Annotated in this window: 20 protein-coding genes, 5 tRNA genes and 2 pseudogenes; 20 read left to right on the forward strand and 7 right to left on the reverse strand. The window is 70.2% G+C overall.

Annotated elements, in window-relative coordinates; genetic code table 11:
• Window positions 1-3,482 (reverse strand): nitrate- and nitrite sensing domain-containing protein (locus tag QR77_RS29985; RefSeq protein ID WP_173476371.1); only part of this gene is annotated, 3,482 nt, incomplete at its 3' end.
• 576 nt (window positions 3,483-4,058) lie between these two features.
• Between QR77_RS29985 and QR77_RS47590 the strand changes: the two genes are divergently transcribed.
• The 9 genes from QR77_RS47590 to QR77_RS30025 all read left to right on the forward strand — a co-directional run bounded on the left by QR77_RS47590 (window position 4,059) and on the right by QR77_RS30025 (window position 8,060).
• On the forward strand, window positions 4,059-4,235 hold the full coding sequence (locus tag QR77_RS47590; protein WP_173476372.1) for a hypothetical protein: 177 nt from the start codon (window positions 4,059-4,061) through the stop codon (window positions 4,233-4,235).
• Window positions 4,236-4,426: 191 nt separating this feature from the next.
• Entirely contained in the window at window positions 4,427-5,212 is a 786-nt protein-coding gene (locus tag QR77_RS29990; RefSeq protein ID WP_040025129.1) for a fumarylacetoacetate hydrolase family protein, read from the forward strand.
• Window positions 5,205-6,677, forward strand: coding sequence for a glutamate--tRNA ligase (gene gltX, locus QR77_RS29995; protein WP_052489153.1), 1,473 nt, complete (start codon window positions 5,205-5,207; stop codon window positions 6,675-6,677). The genes QR77_RS29990 and gltX overlap by 8 nt, the downstream gene beginning before the upstream one ends.
• Before the next feature lie 89 nt (window positions 6,678-6,766).
• Window positions 6,767-7,483, forward strand: a complete 717-nt coding sequence (locus QR77_RS30000) for an HAD family hydrolase (protein WP_040025131.1) — start codon at window positions 6,767-6,769, stop codon at window positions 7,481-7,483.
• Between the two features lie 87 nt (window positions 7,484-7,570).
• Window positions 7,571-7,642: transfer RNA gene (locus QR77_RS30005), tRNA-Gln, on the forward strand.
• Window positions 7,643-7,676: 34 nt separating this feature from the next.
• Window positions 7,677-7,749: transfer RNA gene (locus QR77_RS30010), tRNA-Glu, on the forward strand.
• Between the two features lie 61 nt (window positions 7,750-7,810).
• Window positions 7,811-7,883 (forward strand) — tRNA-Glu (locus QR77_RS30015).
• A gap of 14 nt (window positions 7,884-7,897) precedes the next feature.
• Window positions 7,898-7,969 (forward strand) — tRNA-Gln (locus QR77_RS30020).
• Between the two features lie 18 nt (window positions 7,970-7,987).
• A tRNA-Glu gene (locus QR77_RS30025) sits at window positions 7,988-8,060 on the forward strand.
• Between the two features lie 39 nt (window positions 8,061-8,099).
• On the opposite strand, the gene QR77_RS30030 is transcribed toward QR77_RS30025, so the two are convergent.
• Window positions 8,100-8,747, reverse strand: coding sequence for a MerR family transcriptional regulator (locus tag QR77_RS30030; protein ID WP_173476471.1), 648 nt, complete (start codon window positions 8,745-8,747; stop codon window positions 8,100-8,102).
• Between the two features lie 110 nt (window positions 8,748-8,857).
• On the opposite strand from QR77_RS30030, the gene QR77_RS30035 reads away from it, so the two are divergent.
• Window positions 8,858-9,313: a DUF4188 domain-containing protein gene (locus tag QR77_RS30035; RefSeq protein WP_040028902.1), complete on the forward strand. Its 456-nt coding sequence runs from the start codon at window positions 8,858-8,860 to the stop codon at window positions 9,311-9,313.
• A 62-nt stretch (window positions 9,314-9,375) separates the two neighbouring features.
• Here QR77_RS30035 and ndgR read toward each other — a convergent pair whose 3' ends face one another.
• Window positions 9,376-10,092, reverse strand: coding sequence for an IclR family transcriptional regulator NdgR (ndgR, locus tag QR77_RS30040; protein WP_030361934.1), 717 nt, complete (start codon window positions 10,090-10,092; stop codon window positions 9,376-9,378).
• 148 nt (window positions 10,093-10,240) lie between these two features.
• Between ndgR and leuC the strand changes: the two genes are divergently transcribed.
• From leuC to QR77_RS30060, 4 genes are all read left to right on the forward strand, one after another.
• Window positions 10,241-11,674 (forward strand): 3-isopropylmalate dehydratase large subunit, encoded by a 1,434-nt coding sequence (gene leuC / locus QR77_RS30045; protein WP_040025134.1) that lies wholly within the window; start codon window positions 10,241-10,243, stop codon window positions 11,672-11,674.
• Between the two features lie 2 nt (window positions 11,675-11,676).
• Window positions 11,677-12,285 carry a 3-isopropylmalate dehydratase small subunit gene (gene leuD / locus QR77_RS30050; RefSeq protein ID WP_040025135.1) on the forward strand — a complete coding sequence of 203 codons (609 nt, stop codon included), beginning with the start codon at window positions 11,677-11,679 and terminating at the stop codon, window positions 12,283-12,285.
• A gap of 104 nt (window positions 12,286-12,389) precedes the next feature.
• Window positions 12,390-12,617 carry a hypothetical protein gene (locus tag QR77_RS44155; protein WP_078877323.1) on the forward strand — a complete coding sequence of 76 codons (228 nt, stop codon included), beginning with the start codon at window positions 12,390-12,392 and terminating at the stop codon, window positions 12,615-12,617.
• Between the two features lie 143 nt (window positions 12,618-12,760).
• Window positions 12,761-13,408, forward strand: coding sequence for an HU family DNA-binding protein (locus tag QR77_RS30060; RefSeq protein ID WP_040025137.1), 648 nt, complete (start codon window positions 12,761-12,763; stop codon window positions 13,406-13,408).
• A 287-nt stretch (window positions 13,409-13,695) separates the two neighbouring features.
• Here QR77_RS30060 and cofC read toward each other — a convergent pair.
• Window positions 13,696-14,346, reverse strand: a pseudogene (gene cofC / locus QR77_RS30065) (2-phospho-L-lactate guanylyltransferase); the annotation flags it as partial.
• 157 nt (window positions 14,347-14,503) lie between these two features.
• On the opposite strand from cofC, the gene QR77_RS30070 reads away from it, so the two are divergent.
• Genes QR77_RS30070 through QR77_RS30080 form a run of 3 tightly spaced genes read left to right on the forward strand, consistent with a single transcriptional unit; the run spans window position 14,504 to window position 17,467 of the window.
• Complete coding sequence (locus tag QR77_RS30070; RefSeq protein WP_040025138.1) at window positions 14,504-15,250, forward strand: lysophospholipid acyltransferase family protein; 747 nt, start codon at window positions 14,504-14,506, stop codon at window positions 15,248-15,250.
• Window positions 15,247-16,248, forward strand: a complete 1,002-nt coding sequence (locus QR77_RS30075; RefSeq protein ID WP_040025139.1) for an NAD(P)H-dependent glycerol-3-phosphate dehydrogenase — start codon at window positions 15,247-15,249, stop codon at window positions 16,246-16,248. Before QR77_RS30070 ends, QR77_RS30075 begins: the two co-directional genes overlap by 4 nt.
• A 46-nt stretch (window positions 16,249-16,294) precedes the next feature.
• Window positions 16,295-17,467 (forward strand): D-alanine--D-alanine ligase family protein, encoded by a 1,173-nt coding sequence (locus QR77_RS30080; RefSeq protein ID WP_040025140.1) that lies wholly within the window; start codon window positions 16,295-16,297, stop codon window positions 17,465-17,467.
• Between the two features lie 55 nt (window positions 17,468-17,522).
• On the opposite strand, the gene QR77_RS30085 is transcribed toward QR77_RS30080, so the two are convergent.
• Entirely contained in the window at window positions 17,523-17,996 is a 474-nt protein-coding gene (locus QR77_RS30085; protein ID WP_040028904.1) for a DUF3515 domain-containing protein, read from the reverse strand.
• 44 nt (window positions 17,997-18,040) lie between these two features.
• Window positions 18,041-18,274 (reverse strand): Lrp/AsnC ligand binding domain-containing protein, encoded by a 234-nt coding sequence (locus tag QR77_RS30090; RefSeq protein WP_040025141.1) that lies wholly within the window; start codon window positions 18,272-18,274, stop codon window positions 18,041-18,043.
• A gap of 228 nt (window positions 18,275-18,502) precedes the next feature.
• Between QR77_RS30090 and QR77_RS30095 the strand changes: the two genes are divergently transcribed.
• Both QR77_RS30095 and thiD read left to right on the forward strand, forming a co-directional pair.
• Window positions 18,503-19,474, forward strand: coding sequence for a thiamine-phosphate kinase (locus tag QR77_RS30095; RefSeq protein ID WP_040025142.1), 972 nt, complete (start codon window positions 18,503-18,505; stop codon window positions 19,472-19,474).
• A 10-nt stretch (window positions 19,475-19,484) separates the two neighbouring features.
• On the forward strand, window positions 19,485-20,321 hold the full coding sequence (gene thiD, locus QR77_RS30100) for a bifunctional hydroxymethylpyrimidine kinase/phosphomethylpyrimidine kinase (RefSeq protein ID WP_052489154.1): 837 nt from the start codon (window positions 19,485-19,487) through the stop codon (window positions 20,319-20,321).
• A gap of 119 nt (window positions 20,322-20,440) precedes the next feature.
• Here the strand turns inward: thiD and rpmB are convergent, their stop codons facing one another.
• Window positions 20,441-20,626, reverse strand: coding sequence for a 50S ribosomal protein L28 (gene rpmB / locus QR77_RS44160; RefSeq protein ID WP_078877327.1), 186 nt, complete (start codon window positions 20,624-20,626; stop codon window positions 20,441-20,443).
• 355 nt (window positions 20,627-20,981) lie between these two features.
• Between rpmB and QR77_RS49280 the strand changes: the two are divergent.
• Window positions 20,982-21,393: pseudogene (locus tag QR77_RS49280) on the forward strand (DAK2 domain-containing protein); the annotation flags it as partial.

The following is a 21,393-nucleotide window of genomic DNA, read 5'->3' on the forward strand; positions in this document are numbered from 1 at the left end:
GTCTGGCGCTGCGGCGGCGAGGGCGGGAACTGCTGCTCCGGCCGCTGCTGCTCGGGAGGCTGGGGGCCGCCCGGCTGGGGGCCGTGGAACCAGTTGGTCTCCAGGTTGTCGAACAGCGGCGTACGGCCGTCACCGGGACCGGCCGGGGGCAGGGCCTCCTGCTGCGGGTTCGGCTGCTGCGGCTGCTGCCGCGCGCCGTACCCGCCGTCCTGCTGCTGGCCCGGGTAGCCGCCCTGGTTGCCGGGGGCCGGGGGCTGCGGGGCGTTGTAGCCCTGCTGCGGGATGTAGCCCGTGTTGCCGGTGTTTCCGGTGTTGCCCGTGTTGTAGTCGGCGGGCGCCCGGTAGTCGGCAGGCGCGCTGTAGTCCGAGGGACCCCGGTACTCGGCGGGCGCGTTGTAGTTCTGCTGCGCGTTGTAGTCGGGCTGGGCGTTGAAGTCCGGCCTGGGGAACTGCGCCGTCGACGCCACGTCCTGGGAGCCGCCGCCGAGCGGGTTGTTCTGCCCCGGCGGCGGGCCGTTGAAGTCGGGGCGCTGGAACTCGGCGGTGGAGCCGGGCCCTTGGCGGCCGGCCCCGGGGATCGGGTACTGGCCGGTGGACTCGTGCTCGTCGTGGCCGCGCGGGGCGTCCAGCGAAGGACGCTGCTGCGGCTGCTGCTGGTCGCTGCCCCAACTGGCGGACTGCGGCTGCGGCTGCTGCGGTTGCTGGATCTGCGGCGGCTGCTGCTGCGGTGCCTGCGGGCGCTGCGGCTGCGGATTGCCACCGGGCAGTTCGGCGCGCGGGCCGCCGGGCGGCGGAAGCTGCCTGGCCCGGTCGGCTCCGGGCGCGCCGCCCTGCTGGAAGGCGTTCTGCGCGCGGCCGCTGAAGCCGCTCTGGCCCGCCTGGGCGCCGGGCCTGTTGTCCGTACGGCCCTGGCCCGGGCTCTGCCGCCCCTGGTCCTGGCCGGGGTTCTGGGCGCCGAAGGCGTTCTGGCCGAAGACGTTGGTCCGGTCGGCCTCGGGGCGTCCCTGGTCCTGCTGACCGGCCGCGGGGCCTCCGTGCTGGGGGCCGCCGTTGCCGGGTCCGCCCTGGGAGCCGTCGCGGGCCGGCAGCGCGGGACGCGGTACCGCTCCCGCTCCGACCTGGCCGCGCTGCGCCGGCGCGGGAAGCCGTCCAGGGGCGCCGGAGCCGCCGGACGTACCGGGTCCTCCGTCGGGCGCGCCGTCGAGCCCGGGCCTGCCGAGGGCCGGTGCGCCGGGACCGCTGGTGAGCCTGGAGGTGGGAGCCCCGGGGGCCTGGCCGACGCCGTTCTGGCCGCCGCCGATGGTGGCGCCGGGCTTGCCCGGACCCTTCTTGCCGCCGTGGGCGACATCGACGGGCAGCATGACGAGCGCCGTCGTACCGCCGGAGTCGGAGGGCCGGAGCTGGATACGGATGCCGTGGCGCAGGGACAGCCGGCCGACCACGAACAGACCCATGCGGCGCGAGACCGAGACGTCCACGGTGGGCGGTGAGGCGAGCCGTTCGTTGATCGCCGCCAGGTCTTCGGGGGAGAGCCCGATGCCGGTGTCGTGGATCTCGACGAGCACCCGCCCGTCGGGCAGCGCGTGACCGGTCACCCGGACCTTCGTCTGCGGCGACGAGAAGGAGGTCGCGTTCTCCAGCAGCTCGGCCAGCAGGTGGACGAGGTCGTTGACGACGCGTCCGGCGACCTCGGTCGCGGGGACGGCGGCGAGTTCGATCCGCTCGTACTGCTCCACCTCGGAGGCCGCGGCACGGAGCACGTCGACCAGCGGGACCGGCCTGGTCCAGCGGCGGCCCGGCTCCTCACCGGCGAGGACCAGGAGGTTCTCGCCGTTACGGCGCATACGGGTCGCGAGGTGGTCCAGCTTGAAGAGCGAGGAGAGCTGGTCCGGGTCGGCCTCGCGCGACTCCAGCTCGGAGATCAGCGAGAGCTGACGCTGGATCAGGCCCTGGCTGCGGCGCGAGAGGTTGGTGAACATCGCGTTGACGTTGCCACGCAGCAGAGCCTGCTCGGCGGCCAGCCGGACGGCCTCGCGGTGCACGTCGTCGAAGGCCGCGGCGACCTTTCCGATCTCGTCCCTGGAGTGCACACCGACCGACTCGACGGACGTGTCGACGTCCTGCGGGTCCGACTCGGAGAGCTGCTTGACCAGCTCGGGCAGCCGGTCCTGGGCGACCTTGGTCGCCGTGTCCTGGAGCCGGCGCAGCGCGCGGATCATGGACCGGGCGACCACGAAGGCGCCGACCAGCGAGACGCCGAGAACCAGCAGGATCAGCGCGCCGTTGATGATCGCGTCGCGCTGTGCCTGATCGCGCAGATCGCGCGCCTTGGTCTCCATCTCGCCCAGCAGCGTGGCCTCGATGGTCGTCATCGCGTTGATCCGGATCGACGCCTGGTCGGTCCAGTCCAGGTACGAACGGTTGGGCTCGCTCGCCAGACCGCCCGGTTTGCCGAGCACCCGGGTGGTGTACTTCTCGGCCGCCTGGATCTCGGAGTTGCCCGAGCCGTTGAGCGGCGCCGTCAGGCTCTCGGCGTCACCGCCCATGGACGTGTACAGCGTGCTGAAGGAGGTGAGGGCGTTCTTCTCCTTCGTCTCGGCCGCGAGCCCGTACAGACGGTCGTTCTCGGTGAGTTCGCCCTTCTTCCGCGGGTCGGCGGGCAGCGCGGCGGCGATGATCGCGCGCTGGACCGAGGCGTACTCCTTGGCGGACGAGAACGCGGCCAGCGCACGGGTCCGCTTGATCATGTCCGGGTTGCTGGTCGCCTGAGCCATGTCCTGCGAGAGGCTCAGCAGCGAGGTGATCAGACCGCTGTACGAGTCCACCGTGAGCGCGTCGGCGCCCTTGGACTTGTAGGCGTCTTCACGGATCGTCCTGATCTTCTGGACCTGGGTGGCGATCTGGCTGACGTTCGAGCGGATGGACTCCAGCGCCTCGTCGCCGTCGGAGTTGCCGATCTCGACCGTGGCCTGGAGGAAGGCCGTCTTCGCCCGGTCCGTCTTGGTGATCCGGTCCTGGACCTTGAAGTCCTTGTCGGTCTCACCGTTGGTCAGCGGACCGGCCGACTCGTCCCGCTCCGCCTGGAGCGCGGCGGCGAGGCTGGTCGCCTCTTTCGTCATCTTGGTCAGCAACTGCATGTGCTCCAGTTGCTGGATGTCGTTGAGCGAGTCGTTGATTCGCAGGCCACCCAGCGTGGTGGCGGCGACCACCGGCAGGGTGAGCAGAGCCACCAGGCGGGTGCTGATGCGCCAGTTGCGGAGCGCTATTCGCGAACCGGAGTCCGCCGGTCCGGCAAGCTTCTGCGCCGCCTTCGGCTTCTCGCCGCCCACGGCCGCCCCGGGACGAGCGGCGCGCTCGCCGCTCTGGCCGGACGGTGCCTGACCCGGGTTCTGGGTGTGCTGGGGCGAGGAGCCGCGGTCGGTTCCGCTACGGGGCTCCTGCTCCGCCGCAGCGCTGCTATCCCTCTGAGAACGTCCCTGCACTAGCGTCGCAACCTCTGGACCAGGCGTCCCGCCGCGAAACGGCGGGACGGTGTCGGCGTTGGGGGGCTTGGCGCTCCCCATGGTGGTCGTGAGTGACCGGCGCTGCTCCCCTTCCCCGCCACCACTCGGCGCTGCTCTGCGCCCCTGTGCGCCGGCTTGAAACCCGCGGCGGTGGGGGGAATTCCAGCACAGTGCAGGATCTCCAACAAGGCCCGCGTACCAGGCTGTGACCTGTATGACAGCGTGTGAGCGCCGTGTCACGTCCTGTGGAAAGTGTTCACGGAGGAAACGGACTTTTGTTGACGAGCCGCGTGCGGGCGGGGGGTGTCCCAGTCCTGCGGATCGGCGGCGGAATGGGACACTCGGTGCATGGATGACCGATTTCGGGGCTCTGGGGTGCCGCCCGAATTCGGCGGGAATGCCCCCCATCTGGTGAGCAAACTCACAGGGAGATCGTCGGTGGAACCCGCTGGGCAGCGGGAATTGGATGTTTAGCCTGACGCTTTACAGAGACGGCATGTCCGACAACAGCGCCCGCCGCGGCGCCCGAGCACCGAACAGGGTCTGAGACGACAGATGAAGACGACGATGATGTTCCGCCCGACCGCCAACCCCAGGCGTACCACGCTGGCTCACCTGGAGGACACCGAGGAGCTCCTCCCCACGGAGCGTCCCGAACACCCCGTCGACCTGCCGACCCGGACCGCCAACCCGCGCCGTACACAGCTCATGAACGCTCCGACGGCCCCGTAGGTTCCGCCCGCACCGTCCCGTACAGCCGTCCGCCGGGCGGCCGGCCCCCGTGGTTCTCCGGTCACGGGTGCTCCGGTCACGTCACGCGGCCCCGGGTCCGCGCGGGACATGAAGCGCGAGGTGGGCCCGTCCCGTCACGTTAGCCTGGAGTGTCAGTCTCCAGACCAGCAAGTGAGGGGCGACAGCATCCCGTGCGCATCGCCAGATTCTCCATCGACGGCAATGTCGCCTTCGGCGCGGTCGAGGGCGAAGGAAACGGCGACCCCGCCGGCCTCGTTCTCGACATCATCAAGGGCATCCCGTACGTCGACTTCGAGCTCTCCGGCACCAAGGTGCCGCTGAGCAAGGTCCGGCTGCTTCCGCCCGTACTCCCCAACAAGGTCGTGGCCTTCGGCCGCAACTACGCGGAGCACGCGGCGGAGCTGGGCAACGCGGTTCCGCAGGTGCCCTTCGCCTTCTTCAAGCCGACCACCTCGGTGATCGGCTCCGGCGACGCGATCGAGTACCCCGCCTTCTCCAACGAGATCCACCACGAGGCCGAGCTGGCCGTGGTGATCGGCCGGATGTGCCGCGAGGTGCCGCGCGAACGCGTCAAGGACGTCATCTTCGGCTACACCTGCGCCAATGACGTCAGCGCGCGCGACACCCAGAAGAGCGAGAAGCAGTGGGCCCGCGCCAAGGGCTTCGACACCTCCTGCCCGCTGGGCCCCTGGGTGGAGACGGAACTCGACCCCTCCGACGTCACCATCCAGTGCACGGTCAACGGGGAACAGCGCCAACTCGGCCGTACGAGCGAGATGATCAACTCCATCGAGGATCTGATCGTCAACATCACCGAGGCCATGACCCTGCTCCCCGGCGACGTCATCCTCACGGGCACCCCCGCCGGGGTCGGCCCCCTCAGCGTCGGCGACGAGGTCGCCGTCACCATCGAAGGCATCGGCACTCTCACCAACAAGGTGATCAAGCGTGGTTAACGGCCCCGTCCGTGTACGTTTCTGTCCCTCGCCGACCGGCAACCCCCATGTGGGCCTGGTCCGCACCGCCCTGTTCAACTGGGCTTTCGCCCGGCACAGCGGCGGCACCCTGGTCCTGCGCATCGAGGACACCGACGCGGCGCGCGACTCGGAGGAGTCGTACGAGCAGCTCCTCGACTCGCTGCGCTGGCTGGGCCTGGACTGGGACGAGGGCCCCGAGATCGGCGGCCCTCACGAGCCGTACCGCCAGTCCCTGCGGATGGACATCTACCGGGACGCCGCCGAGAAGCTGCTCGCCGCCGGCCACGCGTACCACTGCTACTGCACCACCGCCGAGCTGGACGCGCGCCGCGAGGCGGCCCGCGCGGCAGGCCGGCCCTCGGGGTACGACGGCCACTGCCGCGACCTGAGCGCCGAGCAGCAGGCGGCGTACGTGGCCGAGGGGCGGACCCCGATCGTCCGCTTCCGGATGCCCGACGAGCCGATCACCTTCACGGACCTCGTGCGCGGCGAGCTGACGTTCACCCCGGAGAACGTCCCCGACTACGGCATCGTCCGCGCCAACGGCAACCCGCTGTACACGCTCGTCAACCCCATCGACGACGCGCTGATGGAGATCACCCACGTCCTGCGCGGCGAGGACCTGCTGTCCTCCACCCCCCGCCAGATCGCGCTCTACAAGGCGCTGATCGAGCTGGGCATCGCCAAGGACGTCCCGCTGTTCGGGCATCTCCCCTATGTGATGGGGGAGGGCAACAAGAAGCTCTCCAAGCGGGACCCGCAGGCCTCGCTCAACCTCTACCGCGAGCGCGGCTTCCTGCCCGAGGGGCTGCTCAACTACCTCTCGCTGCTGGGCTGGTCGCTCTCCGCCGACCGCGACATCTTCTCCATGCAGGAGCTGGCGGCCGCGTTCGACATCAAGGACGTCAACGCCAACCCGGCCCGCTTCGACCTGAAGAAGGCCGAGGCGATCAACGCCGACCACATCAGGCAGTTGGACGTGAAGACGTTCACCGAGGCCTGCGGCCCCTGGCTGAAGGCGCCGTACGCCCCCTGGGCGCCGGAGTCCTTCGACGCGGCCGGCTTCGAGGCGCTGGCGCCGCTGGCCCAGACCCGGGTGACGGTCCTCTCCGACATCACCGCCAACGTCGACTTCCTCTTCCTCGACGAGCCGGCCGAGGACGAGGCGTCCTGGGCGAAGGCGATGAAGCCGGGCGCGGACGCGCTGCTGGCCACCGCCCGTACGAACATCGCCGGGGCCGAGTGGAACGCCGAGGCGCTCAAGGCCGCCGTGCTCGCCGCGGGCGAGGAGCACGGCCTGAAGCTGGGCAAGGCCCAGGCCCCGGTCCGGGTCGCCGTCACCGGCCGCACGGTCGGGCTGCCGCTCTTCGAGTCGCTGGAGATCCTGGGCCGCGAGCGGACGCTCGCGCGCCTCGACGCGGCACTGGCCAAGCTCACGTCGTAAGCACGCGGGGACCTTCCGCGTACGGGGCGGGACCGCCGGATTCCGGCGGTCCCGCCCTTCCGCGTCCGCGCCGCGCTACCGTCGCTTCCATGCCGATCCGCGCGGTCCTGTGGGACATCGACGACACGCTCTTCGACTTCGGAAGTGCCTCCGACGCCGGGATCCGCCGTCATCTGGAGGCGGAGCCGGCCACGCGGTACATCGCGCCGGACGAGGCCCTGCGCGTCTGGCGCGAGATCACCGACGCCCAGTGGCTGCGGTTCACCGCGGGGGAGACCGACTTCCAGGGGCAGCGCCGGGCCAGGGTGCGGGTCTTTCTGGGCGCCGAGCTGAGCGACGCGGAGGCCGACGCCTGGTTCGACCGCTACCACGTTCATTTCCGTGCGGCGTGGGCGCTCTTCCCCGACAGCGTGACGGCGCTGGACGCGCTGGCGGGGGAGTACCGGCAGGCCGCCCTGTCGAACTCCAGCACCCCCGTCCAGGAGGAGCGGCTGCGCGCCCTCGGCGTACGGGACCGCTTCGAGGCCCTTCTGTGCGCCGCCGAACTGGGCGTGGAGAAGCCCGACCCCGCCGCCTTCCACGCGGCCTGCGACGCCCTGGAGCTGGACCCGGGAGAGGTGGCGTACGTCGGCAACGAGCCGGACATCGACGCCGCCGGTGCCTCGGCGGCCGGTCTCACCGGGATCTGGCTGGACCGTGCGGGGATCGGCGGCCGTCCCGACCTGGTCCGGATCACCGATCTGGGCCAGTTGCCGGGCGCTCTCCGTGCTGTTACTCGTTTTGGAGGGCTGTCCACCTTCAGGTAATGTTCTTCCTGCGCCGCCTGAGAAGGCCGAAAGGCCAGGCCGGGAGGCGCAAGCCAAACAAACCCCCATCAGGGGGTTCTGTTTTGGTGGGCTATGGTGTAATTGGCAGCACGACGGTTTCTGGTTCCGTTAGTCTAGGTTCGAGTCCTGGTAGCCCAGCGCAGATGCATCTGTAGTAGCTGTTGTCTGCAACGCCCCCGTTGTGTAGCGGCCTAGCACGCTGCCCTCTCACGGCAGTAGCGCCGGTTCGAATCCGGTCGGGGGTACAGATCCTTCTCTCCGACGTCTTCGGGTCGCACCCGGACACGTTGATGCAGGATCGCTAGGGCCCCCGTTGTGTAGCGGCCTAGCACGCTGCCCTCTCACGGCAGTAGCGCCGGTTCGAATCCGGTCGGGGGTACGCTTCAACCACCATGGGCTATGGTGTAATTGGCAACACGACGGTTTCTGGTTCCGTTGTTCTAGGTTCGAGTCCTGGTAGCCCAGCGCAGTAAGTTCTGCGACGCCCCCGTTGTGTAGCGGCCTAGCACGCTGCCCTCTCACGGCAGTAGCGCCGGTTCGAATCCGGTCGGGGGTACGCTCCGAAGAGGCCCTCCCCCAGCGGGGAGGGCCTCTTTCATGTCCCCTCGGTGAAGCGGTGGTTGGACTCCTCCGCCTGCGCCATGCGCCGCAGGCTCAGCAGGACCGGCTCGTAGAGCACCGTCATGGCCACCGCGGCCTCGATCCGGCCCTCCGGGGTGTCGTTGTCCTCGACCAGATCCAGGTCGGTGACCGCCAGTTGGGCGGCGAGGCGCCCGTACGGCAGCAAGTGACCCACCTCGCACGGGTAGCCGAGCCGGTTCATCGTGTCGATCGCGGCGACCAGCATCCCGTACGCGGGTGACTCCGCGCCCAGGTCGCCGCTGAAGCGCCACTCCAGGGTCTCCAGCAGCGCGTCGGCCGTCGCCCGCGCCACCTGGGTCCCCTCGTCGTCCCAGGCGGGCTCGGGGCCGTGCGGGAGGGCCCAGGACGCCGCCCCCAGCCGCGTGTGCTGGTCGACGGAGTCGTCGTCCAGCGCGGCGAGCACCTCGCGCGCCTTGGCGACCGGCATCCTGCCCACCTGGATCATCGCCCGCACCAGCCGCAGCCGGCGCAGGTGCCCCTCGTCGTAATCGGCCCGGGTGGCGCTGACCCTGCGGCCGGCGGGCAGCAGGCCCTCCCGCAGGTAGTACTTGATCGTCGCCGTGGCCACCCCGCTGCGCCCGCTCAGTTCGGCCAGCCTCATCGCCTTGTGCTCCTCATTGGATAGTGCCACTATCCAAGAGCGGACAGTGCGGCCGTCCCATCATCGTCGCCAGGGGGATCATCGTGAGCGGTAAGCCGATCGACGCGCGTATGACAGCGGCCGCGAAGGGGGAGGTGGTCGTCTTCCTCGTCGGGATGCGGGTCAACAACATGCTGACGCCGTGGAGTTGGCTGCCGACGTTCGCCGCCATGGTGCGCATGCTCAAGGAGCTGGGCCGCGACGCGGAAAGCGGGCTGCTCGGCCACCAGTTGCTCACCGGGAGTCCGCGGATCTACTACGTCGTCCAGTACTGGGAGTCGAAGGAGAAGCTCCTCGCCTACGCCGCCGACCAGGACAAGGCCCACCGCCCTGCCTGGGCGGCGTTCAACCGCCGCGCCAGGGGCGCCAGGGGTCGGGTCGGCATATGGCACGAGACCTATCTGGTGCCCGAGGGGCGCTACGAGAGCCTCTACCAGGGGATGCCGCCCTTCGGTCTCGGCGCGGCGCACGGCACCGAGCCGGTCGGGCGCCGCGGCGACCGCGCCGCGGACCGGCTCAAGGTCTGAGAACTCGGCGGCGGGGAGCCGGCGGCCCGCGACCGGGGGCCCGTGGCCGGGGGAGCGGCCCTTCAGCTCGTCCGGCGCAGGGCCTCGCTCAGCCGGCCCGCCGCGTCGATGACCGCCTGGGCGTGCATCCGCCCCGGGTGCCTGGTGAGCCGCTCGATCGGTCCGGAGACCGAGACGGCGGCCACCACACGGTTCGAAGGCCCTCGCACCGGCGCCGACACCGAGGCGACCCCCGGCTCGCGCTCACCGATCGACTGGGCCCAGCCCCTGCGCCGTACGCCGGAGAGCGCCGTCGCCGTGAAACGCGCCCCCTGGAGACCGCGGTGGAGCCGCTCGGGCTCCTCCCAGGCCATCAGGATCTGTGCCGAAGAGCCCGCCTTCATGGTGAGCGTGGAGCCGACCGGCACCGTGTCCCGCAGGCCCGAGAGCCGCTCGGCCGCCGCCACGCAGATCCGCATGTCGCCCTGCCTGCGGTAGAGCTGCGCGCTCTCGCCCGTCACGTCCCGCAGATGCGTCAGTACGGGCCCCGCCGTCGCCAGCAGCCGGTCCTCGCCGGCCGCCGCCGCCAGCTCTGCGAGCCGCGGGCCGAGGATGAACCGGCCCTGCATGTCCCTCGCCACCATCCGGTGGTGTTCGAGTGCCACGGCCAGCCGGTGGGCCGTGGGCCGTGCGAGCCCGGTCGCCGCGACCAGCCCGGCGAGGGTGGCCGGACCGGACTCCAGGGCGCTCAGTACGAGAGCAGCCTTGTCGAGAACGCCGACGCCGCTAGAGTTGTCCATGAAACGATACTCGCGTCTCACTCTGTGAAACGCAAGTTCAATTTCCCGTAGGACTTGTCACCCTGTACGGGCGGGCCCGTGAGGTATGGACGTGGGTCCACACATCTCTAGGAGCGCCGGCTGCGAAACGCCGGCCGGAGGGAAAGCGATGGGTAGGACACTCGCGGAGAAGGTCTGGGACGACCATGTCGTCCGGCGCGCAGAGGGCGAGCCCGACCTCCTCTTCATCGATCTGCATCTCCTGCACGAGGTGACCAGCCCCCAGGCCTTCGACGGTCTGCGGCTGAGCGGCCGGAAGGTGCGGCGGCTCGACCTCACCATCGCGACCGAGGACCACAACACCCCGACCCTCGACATCGACAAGCCCATCGCGGACCCGGTGTCCCGCATCCAGCTCGAGACGCTCCGCAAGAACTGCGCCGACTTCGGCGTACGGCTGCACCCGCTCGGCGACGTCGAGCAGGGTGTCGTCCACGTCGTGGGGCCGCAGCTCGGACTGACGCAGCCCGGCACGACCGTGGTCTGCGGCGACAGCCACACCTCGACCCACGGCGCCTTCGGCGCGCTGGCGTTCGGCATCGGCACCAGCCAGGTCGAGCACGTGCTCGCCACCCAGACGCTGCCGCTGGCCCGCCCGAGGACCATGGCCATCACCGTCGAGGGCGAGCTGCCCGAGGACGTCACGGCCAAGGACCTGATCCTCGCCATCATCGCCAAGATCGGTACCGGCGGCGGCCAGGGCTACATCCTCGAATACCGCGGCTCCGCCATCGAGAAGCTCTCGATGGAAGCGCGCATGACCATCTGCAACATGTCGATCGAGGCCGGCGCCAGGGCGGGCATGATCGCCCCGGACGAGACGACTTTCGCGTACCTCCAGGGCCGCGACCACGCCCCGCGGGGCGAGGAGTGGGACGCAGCCGTCGAGTACTGGAAGACGCTGCGCACCGACGACGACGCCGTGTTCGACGCCGAGGTCCTCATCGACGGCACCTCACTGGCCCCGTTCGTCACCTGGGGCACCAACCCGGGACAGGGCGCGCCGCTCTCGGCGAGCGTCCCCGACCCTGCTTCGTACGAGGACCCTTCGGAGCGGCACTCCGCCGAAAAGGCCCTGGAATACATGGGGTTGACCGCCGGACAGGCGCTGCGCGACATCAAGGTCGACACCGTCTTCGTAGGTTCCTGCACCAACGGCCGTATCGAGGACCTGCGCTCGGCGGCCTCGATCCTGGACAGCCGCAAAGTCGCCGACGGCGTACGGATGCTGGTGGTCCCCGGTTCCGTACGGGTCGCCCTCCAGGCCGTCGCCGAGGGCCTGGACAAGGTCTTCACCGCCGCGGGAGCCGAATGGCGGCACGCGGGTTGCTCGATGTGCCTCGGTATGAATCCCGACCAACTCGCGCCCGGCGAGCGCTCGGCGTCCACCTCCAACCGCAACTTCGAAGGCAGGCAGGGCAAGGGCGGCCGCACCCACCTGGTCTCTCCCCAGGTCGCCGCCGCCACCGCCGTGCTGGGCCATCTGGCCTCGCCCGCCGACCTGTCCGAAGCCGACGCCCGCACGCCCGCTGGAGCGCGATAACCATGGAAGCCTTCACCACCCACACCGGCCGGGTCGTACCGCTGCGCAGGAGCAACGTCGACACCGATCAGATCATCCCGGCCCACTGGCTCAAGAAGGTCACCCGCGACGGGTTCGAGGACGGACTCTTCGAGGCGTGGCGCAAGGACCCGCAGTTCGCCCTCAACCGCCCGGAACACGCCGGAGCCACCGTGCTGGTGGCCGGGCCCGACTTCGGCACCGGCTCCTCGCGGGAACACGCCGTGTGGGCGCTGCAGAACTACGGCTTCAAGGCCGTCATCTCGTCCCGGTTCGCCGACATCTTCCGGGGCAACTCGCTGAAGAACGGCCTGCTGACCGTGGTTCTGGAGCAGCCGGTCGTGGACGCGATCTGGGAGATCGCCGAGAACGACCCCGAGGCCGAGGTCACCGTGGACCTGGAGCGGCGCCAGGTCAGGGCGGCACGCCCGGACGGCACTGAACTGTCGGCTGATTTCGAGCTTGACGAGAACGCCCGCTGGCGCTTGCTGAACGGCCTCGACGACATCGCTCTCACTCTCCAGAACGAAGCCGACATCACCGCTTACGAAGGCTCCAGGCCCTCCTTCAAACCGCGCACCATTACGGCCTGATCAGCGGTTTTCCCCTCCTGCACCCCCTGCCTCCGGGTAGGGGGTGCAGTTGCTTGTTGAGCCCCTGTCGGGCGACAACTCGCCCCAGATGGCACAATCGGTGCATGGAACGCGACAGCCAACTCAAGCTCTACGGGTTAGTCGCCGAACAACTGAAAGAAGCGCACGCCAAGGTGCGCGGTCTGCAAGTCACGGAGGGCGTACGCATGGCGCTCTCCCGGAAGCTGCTGGTCATCACGGCTGCGGCGAAGCACGATCTCCCGGATGCAGCAAGGCGTCTGGACCGGTTGATGAAGGACCTCGACGAGGGTCGTTTTCCGGAAGATCACTGACCTCCGCGGAACTCCGCACGGTCGACTTCGTTGCGGCACTAGGGTGATTAGCCCGTTTCGTGTTTGATTTGCGGTATATATCTGCCTAACGTGCGAAAAAGCTTGAACACTTTCGTTCTGGCAATGTCTCCGAAGGGGAAGACGTGAACAAGGCGCAGCTCGTAGAAATGATTGCGGACAAGGTCGGCGGCCGTCAGCAGGCCGCGGACGCGGTTGACGCGGTGCTCGACGCGATCGTCCGCGCGGTCGTCGCGGGTGACCGGGTCTCGGTCACCGGCTTCGGTTCGTTCGAGAAGGTCGACCGTCCGGCCCGTTACGCCCGTAACCCGCAGACGGGTGAGCGCGTCCGGGTCAAGAAGACCTCGGTGCCGCGTTTCCGCGCGGGCCAGGGCTTCAAGGACCTTGTCAGCGGCTCGAAGAAGCTCCCCAAGAACGACGTGGCCGTGAAGAAGGCCCCCAAGGGCAGCCTCTCCGGCGGAGCTTCCACCCGTACGACCACGAAGGCCGCGGCCAAGAAGGCCACCGCCAAGAAGGCCACGGCGGCGAAGAAGGCCACCGGCACGCGCGCCACCGCGAAGAAGACGGCGGCGCGGGGCTCGGCGGCCAAGAAGTCGACGGCGAAGAAGACCAGCGCCGCCTCGACGACCGCCAAGAAGGCCACCGCCACGGCCAAGAAGGCGAGCGCCAAGAAGACCGCGCCGGCCACGAAGGCGGCGGCCAAGAAGGCCCCGGCCCGCAAGGCCACCGCCCGTACGACCACGGCGAAGAAGGCCGTCGCCAGGAAGAAGTAGTAGGCGTCCGCCAGCCACTCACGCACCGGGCCGGGCTCCCCTCGGGGGAGCCCGGCCCGCGGCGTCGTACGGCGCGCTCAGAAGGTCTGGAGCGTCACCAGGGTGATCCGGCGCGAAGTCCCGTCGCCCTCGGTCTCGATGCGTACCCGCTGCCCCGGCCGCAGCAGCCGCAGACCGCCGGCGTCGAAAGCCGCCGCGTCGAACTCCACCGGGGTGCCGTCGTCGAGCAGCACACTGCCGCTGCGGGAGTCGGACTCGTATGTGTACGCGGTCGCCTGCATGACCGCAGCGTACCGCCGGGCCGTGTAGGGCCCGAGGCCGAGCGCGGCCGCCACCAGCAGGTCCTGGCCCGTGTCGACGTCCCTGCGGACGGAATCCACCCCGGCCAGCACTATTTCCACCGCGCCCGATGACAGATGCCGCTCCCGCGAAGGGCCGCCGAAAGCCGGATTCAATTCGACGCCGGCCCGCGCGGCCAGCAATGTCGTACCGATTCCGGCGGCATCGGCGAGAAAAGCACGGGGAAACGCGGCGGCGGCCCCGAGCACCCGTGCCAGCTCAGCGGGGCGCAGGGCCGGGAGATCGGCGTTCAGCGCGGCGACCGGCGAATCCGCCCGTGCCTCCCTGACGGCGCGCGCTCCGTGGGCCAGCGCCGCGTTGAGGCCGGAGGCCGGTGTGTCGGGCACGACGCGCGCGCCCAGTGCGGTCAGGGCCGCCGCCGCCTTCGGATCGTCCGTGACAACAGCCACATCCCGCACGGCCCGGCAGGCCAGCGCCGCGGCCACGGTGTCCTGCGCGAACGCCAGAGCGAGCCGGGGACGCAGCGCGTTCCCGGCGGCCCCGGTGAGCCTGCTCTTGGCCAGGCTCAGGGGTTTGAGCGGTACGACCAGGGACCACTGCCCGGTCGGGTCGGTGTTCGTGGCTTGCTCTCCATCCATGTGTAGCGGCCCTCTATTGTGGCCCGGCGACGCCGCCGCCCGCCCGGGCGCTCACCGGGCCCGGGCGTACGGTGTCCTCGACAGACCAGGGGCCTGGGGCGACACTTGACCCCCAGCGGCCAGGCAGCGTGCCCGGCTCCGAGAGAAAGGTGTCCGAGTGTCCCGCCGTAGAGTCGGCTTCTGGTATCACTTGGCGGCGGCCATCGCGAAACCGCCGTTGATCGTTCTTTTCAAGCGGGACTGGCGGGGCGGGGAGAACATTCCGGCCGACGGTGGATTCATCACCGCGGTCAACCACAATTCGTATCTCGATCCGCTGTTCTACGGGCACTTCCAGTACAACACCGGCCGCGTCCCGAGATTCCTCGCCAAGGACGGTCTTTTCACCAAGGGATTCGTCGGAGCGGTGATGCGCGGTACGGGGCAGATCCCGGTCTACCGCGACGGCCCCGACGCGCTGGGCGCCTTCAGGTCCGCCATCGACGCCGTGCAGCGGGGCGAGTGCGTGGCCTTCTACCCCGAGGGCACCCTCACCCGCGACCCCGCCCAGTGGCCGATGACAGCGAAGACCGGTGCCGCCAGGGTCGCCCTGGAGACCAAGTGCCCGGTCATCCCCGTCGCCCAGTGGGGCGCCAACCTCGTGCTCCCGCCGTACTCGAAGAAGGCCGACTTCTTCCCGCGCAAGACCCACCGCGTGCTGGTGGGCCCCGCCGTCGACCTGTCCGCCTACTACGGCAGGACGGCGACCCCCGAGGTGCTGCGCGAGGTCACCGAAGTGATCATGGCCGCCATCACCGAACTGCTGGCGGAGCTACGCGCGGAGCCCGCGCCCGCCGTGCCCTACGACCACCGCAGGATCAGGGCCGAGGAGCGGCGCAAGGCCGCCGAAGAGGGGTCGATGTGACGCGGGTCGCCGTATTCGGAGCGGGTTCCTGGGGCACGGCGTTCGCCATGATCCTCGCCGACGCCGGCTGTGACGTGACGCTCTGGGCCCGCCGCCCCGACGTCGTGGAAACGATCAACGCCACGCGCACCAACCCCGACTACCTTCCCGGGCTCGAACTCCCCGAGGGCGTACGGGCCAGCACGGACCCGGAGGAGGCGGCGCGCGGCGCCGAGTTCACCGTACTGACCGTTCCCTCCCAGACCCTGCGCGCCAACCTCGCCGAGTGGGCGCCGCTGCTGCCCGCCGACACCGTGCTCGTCTCCCTGATGAAGGGCGTCGAACTCGGCACGGCCAAGCGCATGAGCGAGGTCATCGAGGAGGTCGCCAAGGCTCCCGCCGAGCGGGTCGCCGTCGTCACCGGGCCCAACCTCGCCGGTGAGATCGCCGACCGGATGCCGGCCGCAGCCGTGGTCGCCTGCCGGGACGAGACGGTCGCGCGGCGGCTCCAGACCGCCTGCCACACCCCGTACTACCGCCCGTACACCAACACCGACGTCGTCGGCTGCGAACTGGGCGGAGCCGTCAAGAACGTGATCGGTCTCGCCGTCGGGATCGCCGACGGCATGGGCCTCGGCGACAACACCAAGGCCTCCCTGATGACGCGGGGGCTCGCCGAGACCACCCGGCTGGGCCTCGCCATGGGCGCGGATCCGCACACCTTCTCCGGGCTCGCCGGAATGGGCGATCTGATCGCCACCTGCTCGTCGCCGCTCTCCCGCAACCACACCTTCGGCACCAACCTCGGACGCGGAATGACGCTCAAGGAGACCATGGCGGTCACCAGTCGGACCGCCGAGGGCGTCAAGTCCTGCGAGTCCGTGCTCGATCTGGCCCGGCGCCACGGAGTCGACATGCCGATCACCGAGACGGTCGTCGACATCGTCCACGCGGGCAAGTCACCGCTGGACGCGCTCAAGGAACTGATGGGACGGAGCGCGAAGGCGGAACGCCGCTGAGTCGGCCGCTGACGCACACACCACCACCGGGTACGCTCATCGCGATATGAGCAGCGAGAACGTGACCCAGAGCCCTGAGCAGCAGCTCCGCAAGCCACGCGTGGCGGTCGTCTTCGGCGGACGGAGCTCCGAGCACGCCGTTTCGGTGGTCACCGCCGGTGCCGTACTGCGGGCCATCGACCGTACGAAGTACGAGGTCCTGCCCATCGGCATCACCACCGACGGCCGGTGGGCCCTCACCGCCGACGACCCGGAGCGGATGGCCATCGCCGACCGGGCCCTGCCGACCGTCGAGCAGATCGCCGAGTCCACGGACGGCGCCGTCGTGCTGTCCCTGGACCCCGGCAACCGCGAGGTCGTCTACAGCGAGCCCGGTTCCGTGCCCAAGGCGCTCGGCGAGGTCGATGTCGTCTTCCCGATGCTGCACGGCCCGTACGGCGAGGACGGCACCCTCCAGGGCCTGCTGGAACTCTCCGGCATCCCGTACGTCGGCGCGGGCGTCCTCGCCTCGGCCGTCGGGCAGGACAAGGAGTACATGAAGCGGGTGTTCACCTCCTTCGGGCTGCCCGTCGGCCCGTACGTGGTGATCCGCCCCCGCGAGTGGGAGCAGGGCCCCGAGGGGGCCAAGGGCGCGGCGGCCCGCAAGAAGATCGTGGACTTCGCGGGCGAGCACGGCTGGCCGCTCTTCGTGAAGCCCGCACGCGCCGGCTCCTCCATCGGCATCACCAAGGTCGAGGACCTCGCGGGACTCGACGAGGCGATCGCCGAGGCACAGCGCCACGACCCCAAGATCCTGGTGGAGGCGCTGCTGCGCGGCCGGGAGATCGAGTGCGGCGTGCTGGAGTTCGAGGACGGGCCGCGCGCGAGCGTACCCGCCGAGATCCCGCCGGTCACCGCGCACGACTTCTACGACTTCGAGGCCAAGTACATCGACGCGGCCGCGGGCATGGTGCCCGCGCCCCTCACCGAGGAGCAGACCGCCGAGGTGCGACGGCTCGCCGTCGCCGCCTTCGACGCTGCGTCCTGCGAGGGACTGGTCCGCGCCGACTTCTTCCTCACCGAGGACGGCAAATTCGTGATCAACGAGATCAACACGATGCCGGGCTTCACCCCGATCTCCATGTACCCGCGCATGTGGCAGGAGAGCGGCGTCGGCTACGCGGAACTCGTGGACCGGCTGATCCAGGCGGCGCTGCGCCGCTCGACCGGGCTGCGCTGAGCCGCTGAGCCCTGCCGCACTCCGAGGACCGGGTGCGGCTTTCCGGCGAGGGCCTTCAGAGGCTGGACGGGACCGTCTTCTTGACGGGCGCGGCGAGATCCGCGAGCGGAGTGGTGTCGTGGGAGAACTTCGTGCTCATGGTCACCTGCACGTAGGTCTTGCGGTACGTGGTGGTGAAGCGGGGCCCCGAGTCCCGTTGCTCCACCATCCAGTTGACTCCGTCCGCCTCCACGGCCAGAGCGTTCGGATCGCTCATGTTCGCCGGCCGGGGGACACCGCAGCGCAGTACGATCGCGGCGTCCCCCCAGTCGGCGGTCAGTTCGGAATCGGGATCGGTGTCCCGCCGGTCCAGGCCCGAGAGGGTCTTCGGCAGTTGTCTGTGCAGAGCCTGGCAGAGCTTCGCCTCCTGCGGCGGCGGACTGGGCACCGGCACCGCCGCCGTGTCCGTGGACGAACACCCGGCGACTGCGAGAAGCAGGACGACACCGGGCAGGTGCACGAGCGGGGAGCCGGATAGCCTGCGGCGCAGGAGAGGTCGGCGGGTACGTATCACCGGCCCAGCGTAGACGGGGGTTAGAGGTGGACCACCGGGCAGGTCAGCGTACGCGTGATGCCTTCCACCTGCTGGATCTTGGCGACCACCATGCGGCCGAGTTCGTCGACGGTGTCGGCCTGGGCGCGCACGATCACGTCGTAGGGTCCGGTGACATCTTCGGCCTGTATCACTCCCGGAAGTTTTGCGATGGTCTCGGCGACGGTCGTCGCCTTGCCCACCTCGGTCTGAATGAGGATGTACGCCTGTACCACGGAACCTCCAGGGCGGCCACGAGGATCATGTGGGGGGAAAGGGACGCCACGGTATCGCGTCGCCGCGCGCCACGGGGAGACCTGGGTACCGGGTGGCGCCCCAGGCGCGGCGCCGAGGCGCGCTCCGGCGTACGGAAAGCTTCAAGTTGACGTATCTCTTGACGGGTACCGACAGCAGCGACGGCTCGCGACCACAGGGGCGCGGCCGGTGAAGAGAGGGGAGACTCGGTGAAGGGAACCGTGGGCGAGTTGGGGGAGTTCGGGCTCATCAGGGAGCTGACTTCCCGGCTCACCACCACTCCGGCGGTCCGGCTCGGGCCGGGCGACGACGCCGCGGTGGTGGCCGCACCGGACCGCAGGGTGGTGGCGAGCACGGACCTGCTGCTCGAAGGGCGGCACTTCCGCCGCGACTGGTCGACGGCGTACGACGTGGGCCGCAAGGCGGCGGCGCAGAACCTCGCCGACATCGCGGCCATGGGAGCGGTCCCCACGGCGGTGCTCCTCGGTCTTGTCGTCCCGGCCGAACTCCCGGTCACCTGGCCCACCGAGCTGATGGACGGCATCCGCGACGAGTGCCAGGTCGCCGGCGCGGCCGTGGTCGGCGGTGACATCGTGCGCGGCGACACCATCACCATCGCCATCACCGCGCTCGGCGATCTGCGCGACCACGACCCGGTGCTCAGGTCGGGCGCGCGGCCCGGCGATGTCGTCGCCTACACCGGCTGGTTGGGCTGGTCGGCGGCCGGACACGCGGTGCTCTCGCGCGGCTTCCGCTCACCGCGCGCCTTTGTCGAGGCGCACCGCAGGCCGGAACCGCCGTACCACGCGGGCCCCGCCGCCGCCGGGCTCGGCGCCACGGCGATGACCGATGTCAGCGACGGACTGGTCGCCGACCTCGGGCACATCGCCGAGGCCAGCAAGGTCCGTATCGACCTGCGCTCGGGGCTCATCGACATCCCCTCGCAGATGAACGACATCGGGCAGGCCGTCGGCGTCGACCCGCTCCAGTGGGTGCTGACCGGGGGAGAGGACCACGCGATCGTGGCGACCTTCCCCACCGATGTGAAGCTGCCGGCCCGCTGGAAGGTGATCGGCGAGGTACTGAACCCCTCGGCGCTGCCGCAGGTGACCGTCGACGGGGCGCCCTGGACGAGCAAGGGCGGCTGGGACCACTTCGGGGACATCGAGGACGCGAAGTAGATTCGGCGGTATGCCTCAGCAGCCCCAGCGTTCACGTACGGTGCCACCTCCCCCACGAGTACCTCCCCGTGTGCTCACCGTCGCCGGTTCCGACTCCGGCGGCGGTGCGGGAATCCAGGCCGACCTGAAGACCATGCTGGCGTTCGGCGTCCACGGCATGAGCGTGCTCACCGCCGTCACCGCCCAGAACTCGCTGGGCGTGCAAGGGGTCTGGGATCTGCCGGTCGAGGCGGTACGCGCGCAGTACCGCAGCGTCGTCGACGACATCGGCGTCCAGGCGGTGAAGACCGGCATGCTCTCCTCCGCCGAACTCGTCGCCGCCGTCGCCGAACTGCTCGCCGAAACCGGGGCACCCGCGGTCGTGGATCCCGTCGGCGTCTCCAAACACGGCGATCCGCTGCTGGCGGCCTCGGCGCTGGACAACGTACGGACGAGGCTCCTGCCGGCAGCGACCGTGGCCACCCCCAACCTGGACGAGGTGGCGCAGCTCACGGGCGTACGGGTCGAGGGCGAGGCGGACATGCGGCGGGCCGCCGACGCCGTACTGGAACTCGGACCGCGCTGGGTCGTCGTCAAGGGCGGGCATCTGCCGGGCGGGAGCGACGCCGTCGACCTGCTGAGCGACGGTGACGAGGAACACTGGCTGCGGGCCCCCCGGCACGAGAACCGGCACACGCACGGCACGGGCTGCACGCTCGCCTCGGCGATCGCGGCCGGGCTCGGCGCCGGACAGGATGTGGTGACGGCCGTCCACGCGGCGAAGACCTATGTGACGGGCGCGGTGGCGAACGGCTTCCCGCTGGGCGGCGGGATCGGACCGGTGGACCACGCGTGGCGGCTGCGCTGACGCCTGGCGCCTGACGGCTTGCGCCCGGTGGCCCGGCGGCCGGGTACGGCAAAAAGCCGGTCCACCGAGGTGGACCGGCTTTTCAAGGCAACCGCAGGGGCTGCGCTACGACGCAGGCGTCAGCGCGAGACCTTGCCGGCCTTGATGCACGAGGTGCAGACATTGAGCCGCTTCGGCGTCCGACCGACCACTGCACGCACACGCTGGATGTTCGGGTTCCAGCGACGGGACGTACGGCGGTGCGAGTGCGAAATACTGTTGCCGAAGCCCGGCCCCTTGCCGCAGACGTCGCAGTTGGCAGCCACGGGTCACTCCAAAGACTTCAGATGCGCTTACAGGAATCCCGGCGAGCTGCAACACGTGAATGAAGTGGCGTTGCCGGGGGGAATGGCCCGACTCTCGTCGGGCAACCGGAGCAGCATACAACGGCCGCCCAGATAGAACGAAACTAGCACGACCCCACACCACCGCCGTCCCGGTCCTCCTTCGGAAGGCCCTCCTTCGGAAGGCCCTCCTTCGGAAGGCGCCGTCCCGGCGGGGACTACCCTGCGTGGGACCGCTCGGACCGCTCGGACCGCAGGCCACAGGCCGCTCAAGGAGGACCACCCGGTGCCGCAGACCCTCGACGCCACAGCGGTGCGGAGCTGGTGCTCACTGGCGCTGGAGGCCCTCGGCCGGGAGCGCGAGGAGATCGACGCGAGCAACGTCTATCCGATCGCCGACGGTGACACCGGGACGAATCTCTATCTGACCGTGGAGTCCGCGGTGCAGGCCGTCGAGGCGGTCTTCGCCGCCCATGGGACGGAGTCCGCCGAGCCCGGCGCCGCCGACGCCGTACGCGCCATGGCGCACGGCGCGCTGATCGGGGCCCGGGGGAACTCCGGCACGATCCTCTCGCAGCTCCTGCGCGGAATGGCCGAGGTACTGGCGGACGGTACGACGCCCGGCGAAGCCCCGGCTGCCGGGCCGGCGTCCGCGCTGGTGTCCGCGCTCGCCCGCGCGGCCGAGCTGGCCCGGGGGGCTGTGGCCCACCCCGTCGAGGGCACGATCCTCACCGTCGCCTCCGCCGCTG

Source organism: Streptomyces sp. 150FB (assembly GCF_000818195.1).
GTDB lineage: Bacteria > Actinomycetota > Actinomycetes > Streptomycetales > Streptomycetaceae > Streptomyces.

Bases quoted from the DNA above. Each gene is read 5' to 3' on its own strand.
- QR77_RS47590 (WP_173476372.1), top strand. From the start codon at position 4,059: ATGAAGACGACGATGATGTTCCGCCCGACCGCCAACCCCAGGCGTACC.
- QR77_RS30000 (WP_040025131.1), top strand. From the start codon at position 6,767: ATGCCGATCCGCGCGGTCCTGTGGGACATCGACGACACGCTCTTCGAC.
- QR77_RS30030 (WP_173476471.1), bottom strand. From the start codon at position 8,747: ATGAGGCTGGCCGAACTGAGCGGGCGCAGCGGGGTGGCCACGGCGACG.
- QR77_RS30035 (WP_040028902.1), top strand. From the start codon at position 8,858: ATGACAGCGGCCGCGAAGGGGGAGGTGGTCGTCTTCCTCGTCGGGATG.
- ndgR (WP_030361934.1), bottom strand. From the start codon at position 10,092: ATGGACAACTCTAGCGGCGTCGGCGTTCTCGACAAGGCTGCTCTCGTA.
- leuC (WP_040025134.1), top strand. From the start codon at position 10,241: ATGGGTAGGACACTCGCGGAGAAGGTCTGGGACGACCATGTCGTCCGG.
- leuD (WP_040025135.1), top strand. From the start codon at position 11,677: ATGGAAGCCTTCACCACCCACACCGGCCGGGTCGTACCGCTGCGCAGG.
- QR77_RS44155 (WP_078877323.1), top strand. From the start codon at position 12,390: ATGGAACGCGACAGCCAACTCAAGCTCTACGGGTTAGTCGCCGAACAA.
- QR77_RS30080 (WP_040025140.1), top strand. From the start codon at position 16,295: ATGAGCAGCGAGAACGTGACCCAGAGCCCTGAGCAGCAGCTCCGCAAG.
- thiD (WP_052489154.1), top strand. From the start codon at position 19,485: ATGCCTCAGCAGCCCCAGCGTTCACGTACGGTGCCACCTCCCCCACGA.